The following is a 16,037-nucleotide window of genomic DNA, read 5'->3' as shown; positions in this document are numbered from 1 at the left end:
TAGACACCTTTACCATATCAGAATGGGGTTCTTTTTTCATCACTTAACAGGTGAAAATGAAAAAGTAAATTTAAGCTGCCGTTAGGCAGTTGGCACATGTTTCAACGAAAAGTATGAATTGTTCAGGTATATATTTATTTCTTAAGTTCAGATATATTTTACACCTTTGAAATATATAATCAAATTTTTCTAACACCTGATTACTTTACGTGTCTATTAAGACCTTGAATTTCTTATCAAAATAAAATTTTTGATTCTCGCTTTCTTAAACTGAATCATACATTTTAATTATTAATGTACGTATATTCCAGAATCAACAACCACTAAGATTAGGTGAGTCTTCACTATTGGCAACTCTAATAGTATGTTGTAGTAACTAAAACGAAGTATTTTGGAACGTCTATCAGTTTAAAACTGTTTAGCTTTATTTGATTAATCTAAATAATAAAGATGGTTTTATTAGTAAAATTAGCTTTTGGAGCTAACTTTCAATATACAGGATGAAATAGTATGAGGCACTCTTGCAACAATAAATCATTAAATAAGTAGAAACACTTTTGTTTTTTAAATTAGGTATAATTAGCAATTTTGAAGACATAACAATTTAAACAAATATATTACCGTGGCGATTAGTTGCATGTTTCCTACGATTAGTTAATGACGCTAAATGTGAAAAAATTATCCAGCTCAAGTCTTAAAAGTAAAACGGTAAAACTTATAAGCACATTATCTAATGAAATGATACGACTTGTCCAATCAGCTTATTGTAGAGATCGATTGAGCTGTGGCCGGCGATAAATGGACGCGTTAGAAAGGGAATCATTAATTGAGTACGCTAACTAGAAGATACCTAGCGGTAAATAGTCTCCGGGTGTAGTTGTCGTTTTTACTACAGCGCAAAGCTTTTTCGATACCTATAACATTACCAGTACGACATGCTTTTATATTTGGATAAATAACGGAATTATAAGAACTCAGAGTATCTACTTGCTAGAAAGATTATCTCGCATACCGAAGGTCTCATTACGAGTCTAACAATCCCTCCAAGAGCACTTAGGCTAGGCAAAGCAGTTTCTGCTCTAGTCAAAACCGTAACATTAAACCCTGGGGTAGATATGTCTAATCTTAATGAAAATCTGAAAAGACATCTTGGTATTTGTTATTGCCAGCCCTGTGCCTCGTTGGAACGTGGAGATTTTGTGAGACCGGAAGGACTTATTTTATTATCTCTATCTCTTGCATTACTATTTTTCCAATACCCTTAGTATCTTCAAATTGGACTTTAGCTCTTACCCCTTCATATTGTTCCGTAAATCCAGTAACTACTCCTATTCTATCCCTGTTCCGCTTCTTATTCGAATTTAAAGGTACAACTTTTACTCTCATACCTTCAACAATAACTACCTTGTAAGTATTTCCTTTACCGTCTAAAATTTCAGTTTTAGCTTTAATAATCTCGCCATTTTTTTCCCGATAAATTCTGTTATCTACAAATTTTATAACTAACACATCCTTTTAATATATATGTATCTTAACCTAGTTAAAATTAAATCAAGAGAACGTAAAAATTTCTATAGATATTAATGAACCATAAAGATTGATTACTCTGTATAGACTAGAATATTGCACACAATAGAGTTCATTAATTAATATACTAGCATATCTGAATAAATCATACTTTATAAAAACTTAAAAAGTTTTCAAGGGGATAGGTTTTAACTGAACCGATTAGTCAAATTGCAGAAGTATAAGTAAAATATTGTTATAAGATTTTAACTAAGCTAGTATCATTATCAGAAATCACTAATCTTATAATATATTATTTTTATAATAAGCTTTTATTATTATATCACCCTGTTCAAAAAATATTTTTTCTAACTCTAGACGATTCATTTAGGGCCTCTTCTCTTTTATTTCATAGACATTTACAAAGATGCAATCAAATAAATTGAACTATGAACTATTTGCTAAACGATTTTATAATAAAGAAATGTATAAATTAATTATCTTATTGTAGGTCTACTTAATTTACCGTAAGATTGTACTAGTGTACTAAACAATTATATAATATTTTTTTGCAAATAGTTAAAATAATTTTTACTGAACAAATTTATTTAAGGAGACTTTCCATGACATCATCAATTCAAACAACACTTATAAGCAACATTAAGACTATACTTTCTGATTTTCCTGAATATTGGGATGACGAAACACTACTAAAAAACAAAGTCATAGAGGATCTAAGAAAATATGATGAATCAGTGATTATTGCTCTACTATCAAATGAAATAATTAAAGAGACATATGCTCTTCCCGTTGGAGATATGACTATTTTTAAAGTCGATGAATTTATTGAAATGCTACGATATAAGAATTATTGGGATAATAGCTATACTAAGTACCGTAATGAAATAGGCTTAACTACGGATGGTAAATATCTTAACTATAATACTGATGTCGTTCTCGACTTCCCTTTTAAAGATTGTGTGTTAGAAGGTGGGATGTCTAATGAGGATGAAGGTAAAAAAGAAGTTTATTACCACAATGTTATTGCTAAAGAAGAAATTGATACGCTTTTCTCTCCTAAGGTACTCACTAATATCAACAAATATGACAAAGATGGAGAACGTGAAATTACTGAATTTAACGATGATGAGAACTTGATTCTTAAAGGGAATAATCTCTTGGCTCTACATAGTTTAAAAGAACGTTATGCAGGAAAAGTAAAATTGATTTATATAGACCCCCCCTATAATACTGGTAATGATAGCTTTCAGTATAATGACAAGTTTAATCATTCTACATGGCTATCCTTTATCAAAAACCGTTTAGAGATAGCCAGAGAGTTATTGAGTGATGATGGCTCGATTTGGATAAACATCGACAACCACGAAGGGCATTACCTAAAAGTTTTAAGTGATTCAATTTTTGGAAGAGCAAACTATCTAAGTAATGTAATTTGGAAAAACAATGAACAAAGTAAAGGTTATTTAGACAAAATTTCACTACACCATAACGAACTATTGGTATACAAAAAAAATGATAAGTTTATATTGAATACATTACCAAGATCAAAAAAAGATAATGTTAATTATAGCAATCCTGATAATGATCCCCGGGGCCCATGGAGATCGTCAGATGTCAGGAATTCTGCCTGGAGACCTAATTTGCAATATGACGTAAAAACTCCAAGTGGGAAAATAATAAAGCACCCGGCAAATGGATGGAGATTTAGCAAAGATTCTTTTGAAAAGGAACTAAAAGAAGGAAAGATAAAATTTAATGAAGACGAAACAAGAGTCATAAGAAAAATATATTTGTCAGATCAAGATGGCAGAGCAGTAGAATCCGTTTGGGGAACTGATGAAGCTGGTACAACTAGACAAGCTAATGCTGAAATAAAATCGTTATTTGGCAATAGTGCATTTGCAACTCCAAAACCGGAAAAATTAATTCAACGTATTATACAGATTGGATCTAATGAAAATGATATTGTACTCGACTTCTTTATGGGATCTTCTACAACCCAAGCAGTCGCCATGAAAATGAATCGTCAGTTCATTGGTATTGAACAAATGGATTATATTAATACTGTATCAGTTCCTCGTCTTCAGAAAGTCATTGATGGTGAGCAAGGCGGTATTTCTAAGGATGTAGACTGGCAAGGCGGTGGAAGCTTCGTCTATGCTGAATTAGATAGTTTGAATCAGCAATATATAGATAAATTGAACGATATTACTTCTGAGGAAGAGTTAGAAACCATTCTAGAGGAAATGAAGTCCTCTGCATACCTTAACTTCAAAGTTGAGTTGCATAAAGTAACTGTTGATGATGAAGACTTCTCAACTTTCTCACTCGATAAAAAGAAAGAAGTTTTAATTGATGTACTGGATATGAACCAACTGTATTTAAACTATTCAGAAATTGATGATACTCAATACGATATTTCTGAAGAAGTAAAACAGTTTAACCACTCTTTCTATAATCAAGGAGGCGAATAAATTGGCTGAAGAGTTACTTCATAAGAAAATAGCTGATTCATTCAACCTCTTTCAGAGCCCTCCAGAAATACCTGGTTACATTACAGATAATTTAGGGCATGATTTACGCCCATATCAACAAGAAGCTCTGGAACACTTTATATTTGCACAGGAATCTGATAATGCCAATATGAGCTTCAATCATTTATTATTCCATATGGCAACTGGATCAGGAAAAACATTGGTACTTGCTGCAACTATGCTGTATTTATTTAAGCAGCAGAACCAGCAGAACTTTATTTTCTTCGTAAATACAGATGCTATCATTAGAAAAACGTTTGATAACTTAACAAATGTTTCTTCGTCGAAGTACCTGTTTACAAAAGATGGTATTACCATTGATGGTGAAAAAGTCGACATTCAAATTGTTGATGTCTTCCCTATTCTACCTGACAAGAATACAATCTATCTTAAATTGACTACCATTCAAAAACTCCACTTGGACCTAACTGAACCAAGAGAAAACTCATTGACTTTTGAATCTCTTGAAGAAGATAAAGTAGTCTTGCTGGCAGACGAAGCACACCATATCAACGCTTTGACAAAACGTGATAAAAGAAAGCTGAACACCAAAGAAGCTGAAGAAAAGACCTGGGAAAATACAGTAAGTAAATTGTTATCATTGAATCCAGAAAACAGATTATTAGAGTTTACGGCAACTATTGACTTAACAAAAGACGTTTTGTTTGATAAATACCGCGATAAGATTGTATATCAGTATGACCTGAAGCACTTCATGAATGACGGCTATTCTAAAAACGTTATGCTGCTACGTGCAGATGAAGATGATGAACGTAAAATGTTTCATGCAGTTCTTCTTAGTCAATACCGAAAATATATTGCTCAAGACAATTACATTTCTCTCAAGCCTGTTATTTTATTCAAATCAAATAAAATAGCAACGTCTGTTAAAGCGAATGAAACTTTACTTTCACTGATTCAAGGATTGACTCTTGAGAAATTAACTGAGGCTATTAACTATGGTTATTCTCTCTACCAGCATAATCAAGGTATTTGGGGGAAAATGTTCCATTACTATCAATCAATAGACTTAAGCCATGTTCTTCAGGATCTAAAGTGGGACTTTACTGAAGGGACAACCATCAATGCAAACAGCAAAGAGTTTCTATCTGAAGATAATGCTCTGATGCTTAATAGTTTGGAGGAACCAAACAACCCTATCCGAACAATTTTTGCTGTAGCTAAGCTTAATGAAGGCTGGGATGTTTTAAACCTCTTTGACATTGTAAGAGTGAGCGAAGGAGCCTCCACTACTAAAAGTACAACAGATAGTGAAGCTCAACTAATAGGACGTGGTGCACGGTACTTCCCATTTAAATACGAAGAGGAACAGTCTTATAAACGCCGCTTTGATCCAATCGGTTCAGACCTAAAAGCTTTAGAGTCTCTTCACTACCATACAATTAACACTAACGCCTATATTAAGAATCTTAACAAGTCCCTGGAAGCAGCGAATATCCAAGTGAAGGAAGACAGTTACGAACGCTTAGAAGCTAAAATTAAAGCGAATTTTAAGAAGCATCCTATCTTTAAGAACGGGAAAATTTATATCAACAAATTAGTCCAGACCACTACCGATGACTTTGATACATTAGAGAAGTACAGTGCATTCAATTCTTATGATATTAGTTTCCAGCCTGCTATTGAGCAGCAATACGGTAAATCACTGATTTCTAAAGTGAATTATGATACGCATATATTAAGCTGGAAGATAGAACCTGTCTATAAGCAAAAAGCAATCCAGCGTAATACATTTTTCAAGTTTGATAACTTCAAACATTATGTCCCTGCACTGACTAGCATAAAAGACTTCTTAACTAGTCCAGACTTTCTAGGTGAAGCCACTTTGAAAATATCAGTTCCCATCTCTATTAGTATCGAAGATTTGAAGCCAGCAGAAAAGCTTAAAATGGTGGACCAGTTCTTTGAGTATTTAGAGAAAAAGATTCGTTTGAACTATTCTAAGGAACGTGGAACACCAGTATTCGAAGGTGTTGCCTTTTCAGAATTAGTTAATGACTACTATGTTGAAATGAATAAAGTAAATGCAAACGTATCAGATATGAGCGAAGTTAAGCAGCCACGATCTATGAGACAATTTGACTGGTTCATTTATGACAAAGCCATTGTAAACAATTTGGAAGATTCGTTTATAGACTTCATGAATGATTACATTGAGGAATTAAGAAAGAAATACGATGACGTTTATCTAATCAGGAATGAGCGCAAAATTAAGATTGTCGAGGTAGATGGTGTACGAGGATTTATGCCGGACTTCTTACTCTTTATGAAGGACGAAAATTACACTTACCAGGTCTTTTTGGAACCTAAGGGTGATCATTTAAGATTAACTGATAAGTGGAAGGAAGACTTCTTAACGTCCCTACTAGAGCGAGATGATATTGAAGTACTATCAGAAAATGAGGACGTCCGATTATTAGGATTGAGATTCTATTCTGATACTACTCAGTATAAGAATGAATTTAGAGAGGATTTTGAGAAGTATATCGTAGGATAATAAATTTGACATTAATTCTAAAAATGATATTATGAGAGTACAGATAAGCAGTAGGATCTCTACGGGGACTACTAGCGCAAAACACCTCTCATTATTCATGAGGGGTGTTTTTGTTATATATAGGAGGTTTTTATGAAACCACATAAGTCACTAGACGAACAAATCGATTTACTGAAAAATCGTAACTTAAGCTTTGATGATGAGGAGTTAGCCAAAAGATATCTTTTAACTAATAACTATTATGATGTGATAAATGGATATAGCAAATTATTTATGGATGAAAATAAATATATTGAGGGAACATTGTTTGATGAAATTTCTCATATACATTTTTTTGATAGAGAAGTTAAATTTGCTTTCTTCAAACACATCATTGTTGCTGAGAACCATTTTAAATCTATACTATCGTATAATTTCTCAGAAAAATTTAAGAATATTCCTTATGCTTATCTAAAAACAAACTCTTATAAAGAAAATGATTTGTTAAGGGTAACTACCTTAATCTCTAAATTATCAAGAATCATATCCAATAAATCAAAGGAAAAAAATGCTAATCCCGTAAAACATTATGCTAACAACCATAATGATGTTCCTATTTGGGTAATTGTTAATTATATGACATTTGGAGAAATAACATTTCTATTCAAGTATTTAGACGATAATCTAAAAAATAAAATAGCCTATGATTTAAATACTTTTCTAAGAGACAATACGCAATCGAACACATTTTTAAGTGCCGAAGATGTTGATTCTTTTCTCTCAAATATAAATGAAATAAGAAATGTCTCTGCTCATAACAATAGATTATTAGGCCATAAATGCCGAACCAATACTCGTTACATCCCTGTAATTCATAAGCCCTACAAAATTGCAAAAAAAGATCAGAGACAAGATGTATTCAATACATTTCTCTGTTTACAAGCTTTTCTAAGTAAAAATCAATATGCACAACTGCACAATACAATACTAAAGAGATTTAAACATTTAGATAATAAACTAACCACAATCTGCGCTAACGACGTTTTAGAAACATTAGGCTTTCCTTTAGATTGGCATGTTGAAACTGAAAAGATTAATCAACTGTAAAAATAAACACACCCACTCTCCCGCCAAGAAGTCATGGGTGTGTTCCCACAAAACACCCTACAACGTAGGCTTATTTTGTATATCTAGTATATCATAGGTGAGGTGAATAAAAATGGCCGAAATACAAAAGTACACTAAGAAAAATGGTGACACTGCTTTTAAATTTACAGTATATACTGGTGTTCACCCTTTAACTGGAAAGAAATCAAAGACTACCAGACAAGGATTCAAAACCAAACGGGAAGCCAAAATAGTCTTAAAAAGAATTCAAGCACAGGTTGCTAATCAGACTTACTATGAAGTGAAAGACAAAAAAGATATGACATTTAAAGACGTCTATGACTCCTGGAGAGATTCTTACAAGAATACTGTCGCTGCGTCTACTTTATTAAAAAATGACGGTATGTTTAACAATAGAATTCTCCCAGCGTTCGGGTCATATCTGATTAGTAAAATAGACGCCAATATGATCCAAAAACAAGTGAATGAGTGGAGTACCTTCTCTAATGCCAGCAAGTGGCTGGATGAAATGAGTCGAGTTTTCCACCATGCCAGAAAGCAGCAAATTATTCTCTCAAATCCTTGTGAACTTGTTTCTAAACCAAGAAAACCCAAAAAAGCAGCTACTAAAACGTTCTACGAAACAGATGAACTAAAGCAATTTATGGATATTCTAGATGATTCAGATAACCTTCAAGCTAAAGCTATGCTACCATTACTTGCTTTTACTGGATTAAGAAAAGGGGAAGCCATAGCATTAACTTGGGAAGATATTGACCCTGTGAACTACATGATAAAGGTCGATAAAGCTATTAGCAGACGTAAAGTTCCAGGTACAAAAAATAAAACAGAGCTCTATTTAAAAGAGCCTAAAAACTATACAAGTAAACGGATGACAACCATTGATAATAAGACACTCGAATTATTACTGGAATGGAGAGAAAATAATCCCCATAAATGGGTATTCGTCAGTGAGTACGGAAAATGGCTCTCACCTTCTAAACCTAGAAAATGGTTAAGAAGTACCGCTGAAAAAGCAGGACTAGATCCTATACCCGTTCATAAATTGAGACATACACATGCTACTCTTCTTCATGAAGCTGGTGCCTCTATGGAGGAGATTCAACGACGCCTAGGGCACTTTGATATATCCACTACACAAAATACCTATACCCACCTCACAAAAGCTCAGAGAGACGATTTCGCTGAACGTTTTTCCAATCATATTGACTTTTAATTTCTTTCTCCCCTTTTTACTCCCCCCTCATATATTTAAATAACGTCTTACTACAAAAAATAAAAGCCTGTAAATGCAGTATTATCAGCATTTACAGGCTTGATTCTTCTTATAACTTTTGCTTTATGGAGTTGAGGGGAGTCGAACCCCTGTCCAGACACATTGCCACTCGAGTATCTACGTTCATAGTCTTACTACTTAGATTTCGCTAAGCATTAGCCGTAAAACAGGCATCATGCGCCGCTAGTCTGTTAATCTCTTTTCAGTCCTGCAGACGGAAGGACTGAACGTATCCCACTTATTATAGGACCCGGTGCCGAGCACATGGGCGATGCCGGTCGGATCACGCTAAGCTGTTATTACGCAGCTAAAGCGTATGAGTTATTGTTATTGTTTGCAGTTAAATTAACTGTGACGTTGATATGCAGCCGTCACCTGCAGAACGCAACCCAAGCTCAATCTATGCCTGTCGAATCCGTAACAACCCCGTTTAAAAGTAGAATAGTTTTTCTCTATTTCTTTATATAGTATAGCATACTTTGAGAAAAAAAGAAAGTCCGTTCGCTTTCTATAAGTAAGCTGGTTTGATAGGGTCTCTCGCTCTATTTCGATAAAAAAAGAGCACCCGTCCTTATACAGATGCTCTCTTGGTTGGTTCATACTAAACGGTTGTCTGGATACCCAGTATTTCTTCTTTTGCATGGATTAAATCAGTGATTTTCTGGCAGTAAGGTGCCTGCAGACCGAACCGTTTTGAGGCTTCGGCTACTGCTCCGTTCAAATAGTCAATTTCAGTTGGGCGTTTGTTCGCCAGGTCCTGATGCATGGACGGGTAGTGTGCCCCGACTTTATTGGCCACATTTTTTAGATAGCTGATGGTTTCTTCGACGTCCAGCTTGATGTTATCCTGTTTCTCGGCCAAAGCGGAGAATTCAGTTACAATGCCCGTCAGCATGGAGTCAATCGTTGACGACTCAAACACTTTTTCAATCGTCGTATCCAGTAAAGCACACAAGGCATTCATCGTTCCATTTACACAGGCTTTTCGCCAGGTGGTGTAGTTGACGTTGGAACTGTAGACGCCGTAAAGCCCACTTTTTTTTAAAATATCTACAATTTTCAGTGCCTCTTCGATTTCTTCAGGATCACTGTTTTGAAGCTCTACTGGGCCTTGGCCGTTCAAGTGCGTCACACCCGGTGCATCAATGCCGGCTGTCCAGACCGTCGTCCCCATGATGATGTTTTTCTTATCCACGTATTCTTCCAGTGTTCTCAAATGGCCTAAACCGTTCAGTAAGCAAATGATTTTCGTCTGCTTTCCAATAAGGTGGGCAATGCTTTTCATCATCGGCTTCAGACCCATTGCTTTTGTAAAGACAAAGATCGCGTCCATTTCACCGGTTGCTTCTTCGGGCCTGCTTATCTTCATGGCCTGATTTTCTTCCGTGCCGTTTATTGTTACGGTGAGTCCGTTTTTCTTGATGGCTTGAATGTGGTCTTCCCAGTTATCTAGAAGTGTGACATCCTGCCCGTTTTTCTGCAGTAAATGGCCAAAGCCACATCCCAGTGCGCCTGAGCCTGCTATTGCTATTTTCATGAATCTTATCCCCTTTGTTCTGCTTGCTTCTTAAACGGCTAAAAATAAGTGAAGAATCATTCTTATTCTCAGACCGTCCCCGACATTGTTATTCAAGTTGTCTTTTCATATTAATTATAGCAGAACTTTTCAGAAAATTTCATGAAAAATATCTGAAGATAACATTTCCATCACACTTAACTAGACCAAAATTTGTTTTTAGACATAGAAAAGCCCTGCATAAGAGCGTATATGCAGGGTCAGTTTCATTTCAATTGTTACTCATCCGTAAAATGAGATACATCATTGTATTTTTCCAAGTGATACAGACCGTCTTCATAGCGCGCGACGGAGACACTGGCATTCAGGAGTGACTTGGAATTGGTCAGTTCCGGAACCAGGTTCTGAAGAATGTAGCGAATTGTTCCGCCGTGAGCGACTAAGAGAATCTTCTCTCCAGTATCGCGGTGTTTGTCAATCAGTTTCAACAGCCCTTTTTCCACACGTGACCAGAACATCATGAAGTCTTCCGCATACTTGTCCGGGTCCACTGCTCTAAAGGCATTCATTCTTTCCGGGACATCCGTATTTCTGAACATTTCTTTACTCGTTTCATAACCCAGGTAGTCTCTCACTTTATCGTAAGCATCCGCTCCATACATGCCTTCCATAGAACCGAAAAAAACTTCTCTGAACTCCGGCATCTGAACCATGTTCATGTCGTCCAGCTGTCCGTTTTCTTCCAGAATTAAGGACGCCGTTTCTTGTGTACGTGACAAATCGCTTGTATAGACGGCGTCAAACTGAACATCTTTCAGTCCTCTTCCGCAGCGTCTGACGTCTTCTTTTCCGTGTTCAGTCAACGGCGTATTGCTCCACCCCTGCATGCGACCGTAATAGTTAAAGTACGTTTCGCCGTGTCTGACAAAATAAATCGTTACTCCTTTAGCCATTGTGCTTCCTCCCTGTTCATCTGTTCTCTTATCATTCTAACAGATTGCCTTGATAGAATCGACAAGGATAGATTGGAAAAGCACCCGAAAGATTCATTCTCCGGGTGCCCTGCTATTAATAATTATCCTTGATGGCACGTCTCAGTTGTCTATCCTGATCGCGACGCTTGATGGTCTCACGCTTGTCGTATTGTTTCTTCCCTTTTGCCAAGCCAATCAGAACTTTTGCAAAGCCGTTCTTGATATAGACTTTTAATGGAACAAGGGTGATTCCACCTTGTTTGACTTCACCAATGAGTTGGTCTATCTGCTTTTTCTTCATCAGCAGCTTGCGCGGTCTGACCGGATCATGGTTAAACTGATTTCCCTGTTCAAACGGGGAAATATGCACATTGACCAGCCAGATTTCACCATCGCGAATGCTGGCATAGCCGTCTTTCAAGTTGATGCGTCCAGCCCGAATAGATTTGATTTCAGTCCCCTGAAGCACAATCCCCGCTTCAATGGTATCGAGAATCGTATAATCATACCGGGCTTTTCTGTTTTGGGCAATAAGCTTGCCGTCTCCTTTGGGCATATAACTCCCCCTACAATTTACGTTTTAATTGCTCTTATTTTTTCTTTCTACGGCCTTTGTTCTTGTTTCGGCCTTTGCCTTTTGTTTTGCTTTTTCCTTGGTCTTTTCCTTTGGCTTTGCCTTTGAAACTGTCTTTGCGTTTTTTAATTGACTCTTTGGTGTCTTTCGCGCGCTTGCGGAAGCGGCCTTTCTGTCTGCGTCTTCCGCCTTTGTCGTCCTGATTACTTTGTTCAGAGTCATCTGTCACCAGTTCGAAGTCGATCTGGTAATTTGTTGTGTCTGACCCAATGACTTTAATTTCAACTTTCTGACCAATTCGGAAGGTCTTCCCTGTTCGGGACCCTACCATCATTAAATCGCGGTCATTGTAGTCGTAGTAGTCATCTTTCATATTGGAGATATGAACCAGACCTTCTACTGAGTTATCCAGCTGGACAAAGAGTCCAAAGTTTGTCACAGAAGTAATAACCCCTTCAAAGTTTTCGCCGACTTTGCTTAGCATATACTCGGCTTTTTTCAGATCATCTGTTTCACGCTCAGCATCGACTGCGCGGCGTTCATTGACAGAACTGAGTTCAGCGATGTCAGGCAATTTGGCGTTCCATTTCTGCTTGGCTTTTTGTGACTTGTCCACTTCCTGATAGTAATGTATTAAACGGTGCAGGATTAAATCCGGGTAACGTCTAATCGGTGAGGTGAAGTGGGAGTAAAAGTCAGCTGCCAGGCCGTAGTGGCCGATTGGCTGAACATCGTATTTCGCCTGCTGCATGGAGCGCAGAAGCAGCATACCGATGACGCCTTCTTCAGGCTTGCCTTTCACTTTGTCTAAAATATCCTGCAATAATTTTGGACTGATGGAGTCTTTTGTCGCTTTTACATCAATACCAAAGCCAGTGACGAATTCGATAAATCGCTGCATTTTCCCTTCATCCGGTCGGTCGTGAATACGGTAAAGAATCGGCAGGTCCTGTTGGGCAAAGTGCTCAGATACTGTTTCGTTCGCTGCCAGCATGAATGATTCAATCAAGCGTTCACCAACACCGCGATGTCTCAAAATGATATCCACTGGGAAACCTTCTGGATCCACTTCAATCTTCGCTTCACGGGTGTCAAAATCAATGGATCCACGAAGCTCACGGCTGTGTTCTAGAATATTATGGAGCTGTTCCATATCTTTCAGCATCGGGTAAATCGCTTCGTATTCTTTTATTCTGTCTTCATTTTCTTCCATTAATATTTCATTAACTGCTGCATAAGTCATGCGGTGGTGCGATTTAATCACACTTGGAAACACTGAATAGTCCACGACTTGACCATTCTGATCAATTTCCATTTCACAGGAAAGGGTCAGTCGGTCAACGTTCGGATGCAGCGAGCAGATACCGTTAGATAAACGCTGAGGCAGCATCGGGATAACACGGTCGGTCAAATAGACACTTGTCCCGCGTTCGTAGGCTTCTCTGTCCATTTCGCTGTCTTCGGTTACGTAATGGCTGACATCGGCGATATGCACGCCCAGATAGTAATTGCCGTTGTCCAGCTTCTTCACTTGAATGGCATCATCCAAGTCTTTCGCATCTGCACCGTCAATCGTGATAATCGGCTCGTTTCTCAAGTCTTTACGGCCTTCGATATCTTTGTCAGAAATCGTATCCGGTACCTCTTCTGCTTCTTTTATCACAGATTCTGGGAATTCTGAGGGAATATCATATTTATGAACAATTGTCAGAATTTCCACACCCGGTTCATCTTTATGTCCGATGGTGTTCGTGACGATTCCTTTTAGATCATCGCCTTCTGCAGAATCGCCATAGGCTGTCAGCTCAACTTGAACAATGCTGCCTTCTACCGGACGAATACCCTTTGCTTCTATTTTAACTAGAGGATTAGGAAGTTTTTGATTATGAGGCGTAACGAATCCATATAAGCCTAACTCTTCCACTTCATCATCTGTGTAAGGATGAAACTCCCCGAATACTTTCGTTGTGCCGCGTTCTATAATTTCAGTGATGGTTCCAGCAGGCCCCTTGTCTTTCCAAGGCATAGCTTCCTGGGTGACCTCCACTTTAACAATGTCCCCGTTTAAGGCAGAATTTGTTTCTGTGGGTGGGATAAAGATATCCTGCTCATATTCTTCAATCGTTACAAAGCCGAAGCCACGGTCTGTTCCGCTGAAGCGTCCTTGCATGGCTGTAGAGGCTTCTTTCAGCTTGAATTTACCGCTTTGAAGCAGAACAATCTTATCCTCGCGCTCCAGTTCAGCTATGGCCTGGACAAGTTCCTTAAAGGCCCCTGATCCTGACCGATTCAGCCCTTCGCTGATTTCATTAACCTCAATTGCATCTTCTTTCTGTTCCTGCATAAATGAGATAATCTGCTTTTTCAGTTCTTTTCTTGTCTGGTCGTGTTCTGATTTCATTTAATCACTCCATTCCAAGGTAGAGAGATACGTTAATACGTCTACCTGTAATTCTTTTCCAGTTTTTCCTGTTGTTATTACGTGTGATCCGTCTTCATACCACTTGAAGTCTACATCAGCCTGTGTTAGAGCATCTCTGAACTCAGCCGCTGAATGTGCTTCAATCATGGTGTCTTGCCCGCCTTGAGCAACGAACAGTTTCTTCTCCAAGGTGCTGTAGTCTTTTTCCATCTCAGCTACATGACTGTTGACACCGTCCAGTGTGGCTTTCAGTTTGGCTTCAGCCGTTGTCTTCAAGCCGGCTATTTCTTCTCTCGAATAACCCGCTTTTTCCTTCATATCTGCATACCAGACCATGAAGTTTTCAGGTACATTTGTACGGTGAGTTGAAATCACCGGGGATGAAAAGGTTCCGCCACCGATAACGTCTTCAGTTAATAATAGATGTGTCGCCACAATCCCGCCAAGTGACAGGCCGAAGACGGCAACTTCTTCGTATCCCTTATCTTTCAAAAAGGCCAGTGCTTCCTGACCGTCTTTAATCCAGTCCTCTATTCCGTAGTCGAAGAGATCATCAGGATTTTTTGTTCCGTGTCCGGAAAATACCGGCGCATAAACGGTGTAATCTGCCCGCTCAAGTGCCCGTCCAAGACTCAGCATATCTTTGGATGTACTGGTGAATGCGTGAAACAGCAGCACTGCACGCTTGCCATTTTCATAAAATAAATTTTTAGGTTTCATAGTAGCCTCCTTCATTCTCTTCTTCATTTTACCTTAATTGAGTATGATTTTGTACCGAAACACAACTTTGTGTGCAGGATATAAAAAAACTCCTATTAACCAGTCAGTACACAGCAGCGTACTGAAAATAAGTCAACAGGAGTAAGCATATTTTCGTTTCAATATTAATTAGAATAAGCGAGTCATTACTAAGGAAAGAATAAAGAACAGAATCAGACTGACAACTGTCGTCTTGATTAAGACAGCTTCGAATCCTCTTGCTTTTGTTTTCCCAAATAACTGGCTTGCTCCGCCCATGAAGGCATTTGATGCACTTTGCGTTTTTGTAGGTTGCATAGCTATAACAATAATAATGAATACAGATAAAATAAGCATAAACGTTAACAGAATCTCATACATGAAAACTGACCTCCTTATTACAAATCTCCTATTTTATAATATACCATATTCTGGCTGCCGTTTCCAGTCCTTATTGCGTCAATTCGGTGACTGTTTCAGGGTGAACCTCTGCAGAATGGCTTTGTTAAACCCTTACATTTGCTATAACCTCTCTTTTATTTTACGCTAAACATGTACCAGACATTTTTATAAGGAGCGATTCAAGATGAATGCAAAATATGAAGTGTTTAAGGACAGACTAATCAATGCCAACGCCAGACAGGTGAACTACATCGGTACTAAAGTACCGAGCTTCTGGGAACACCTTTAACTTGCCTGCTTAGCACGAATGCTCACAGGCAGTGGTTTAGGCTGTTTGACCAAGGCATGTCCCATGCCAATGGAAAGGATGTTTTTTGCAGCGTTCACATCACGGTCATGATGAGCCTGACAGGCTGGACACGTCCATTCTCTGACAGCCAGACCGTGTT

12 protein-coding genes and 1 other RNA gene are annotated in these 16,037 nt (G+C 37.8%); 4 read left to right on the top strand and 9 right to left on the bottom strand.

What is annotated here, in order from left to right; genetic code table 11:
• Positions 1-1,215: 1,215 nt before the first annotated feature.
• Positions 1,216-1,509, bottom strand: a complete 294-nt coding sequence (locus ACYVLS_RS10475; RefSeq protein ID WP_460324264.1) for a hypothetical protein — start codon at positions 1,507-1,509, stop codon at positions 1,216-1,218.
• Positions 1,510-2,129: 620 nt separating this feature from the next.
• Between ACYVLS_RS10475 and ACYVLS_RS10470 the strand changes: the two genes are divergently transcribed.
• The 4 genes from ACYVLS_RS10470 to ACYVLS_RS10455 all read left to right on the top strand — a co-directional run bounded on the left by ACYVLS_RS10470 (position 2,130) and on the right by ACYVLS_RS10455 (position 8,902).
• On the top strand, positions 2,130-4,001 hold the full coding sequence (locus tag ACYVLS_RS10470) for a DNA methyltransferase (RefSeq protein WP_460324262.1): 1,872 nt from the start codon (positions 2,130-2,132) through the stop codon (positions 3,999-4,001).
• Between the two features lies 1 nt (position 4,002).
• A complete protein-coding gene (locus ACYVLS_RS10465) occupies positions 4,003-6,579 on the top strand; it encodes a DEAD/DEAH box helicase family protein (RefSeq protein ID WP_460324260.1) in 2,577 nt (858 codons plus the stop codon).
• 132 nt (positions 6,580-6,711) lie between these two features.
• Complete coding sequence (locus ACYVLS_RS10460) at positions 6,712-7,665, top strand: Abi family protein (protein WP_460324259.1); 954 nt, start codon at positions 6,712-6,714, stop codon at positions 7,663-7,665.
• Between the two features lie 112 nt (positions 7,666-7,777).
• On the top strand, positions 7,778-8,902 hold the full coding sequence (locus tag ACYVLS_RS10455; protein ID WP_460324257.1) for a site-specific integrase: 1,125 nt from the start codon (positions 7,778-7,780) through the stop codon (positions 8,900-8,902).
• Between the two features lie 123 nt (positions 8,903-9,025).
• On the opposite strand, the gene ssrA is transcribed toward ACYVLS_RS10455, so the two are convergent.
• From ssrA to ACYVLS_RS10415, 8 genes are all read right to left on the bottom strand, one after another.
• Positions 9,026-9,390, bottom strand: a transfer-messenger RNA (tmRNA) gene (ssrA, locus tag ACYVLS_RS10450).
• Positions 9,391-9,563: 173 nt separating this feature from the next.
• Complete coding sequence (locus ACYVLS_RS10445; protein WP_460324255.1) at positions 9,564-10,499, bottom strand: 2-dehydropantoate 2-reductase; 936 nt, start codon at positions 10,497-10,499, stop codon at positions 9,564-9,566.
• A 257-nt stretch (positions 10,500-10,756) separates the two neighbouring features.
• Entirely contained in the window at positions 10,757-11,431 is a 675-nt protein-coding gene (locus ACYVLS_RS10440) for a histidine phosphatase family protein (RefSeq protein WP_460324251.1), read from the bottom strand.
• A gap of 115 nt (positions 11,432-11,546) precedes the next feature.
• The gene (smpB, locus tag ACYVLS_RS10435) at positions 11,547-12,008 is read right to left on the bottom strand and encodes an SsrA-binding protein SmpB (protein WP_460324249.1); all 462 of its coding nucleotides are present in this window, start codon (positions 12,006-12,008) and stop codon (positions 11,547-11,549) included.
• A gap of 34 nt (positions 12,009-12,042) precedes the next feature.
• Positions 12,043-14,427, bottom strand: coding sequence for a ribonuclease R (rnr, locus tag ACYVLS_RS10430; RefSeq protein WP_460324247.1), 2,385 nt, complete (start codon positions 14,425-14,427; stop codon positions 12,043-12,045).
• Entirely contained in the window at positions 14,428-15,168 is a 741-nt protein-coding gene (locus tag ACYVLS_RS10425; protein ID WP_460324245.1) for an alpha/beta hydrolase, read from the bottom strand.
• Between the two features lie 168 nt (positions 15,169-15,336).
• Positions 15,337-15,567 (bottom strand): preprotein translocase subunit SecG, encoded by a 231-nt coding sequence (gene secG / locus ACYVLS_RS10420; protein WP_228587825.1) that lies wholly within the window; start codon positions 15,565-15,567, stop codon positions 15,337-15,339.
• A 306-nt stretch (positions 15,568-15,873) separates the two neighbouring features.
• A partial coding sequence (locus ACYVLS_RS10415) for a zinc ribbon domain-containing protein (RefSeq protein ID WP_460324266.1) occupies positions 15,874-16,037 on the bottom strand: 164 nt, incomplete at its 5' end.

The organism is Alkalibacterium psychrotolerans, assembly GCF_054784355.1.
Note: the sequence above shows the minus strand (reverse complement) of the source record. Positions and strands in the feature narration are given on the sequence as shown.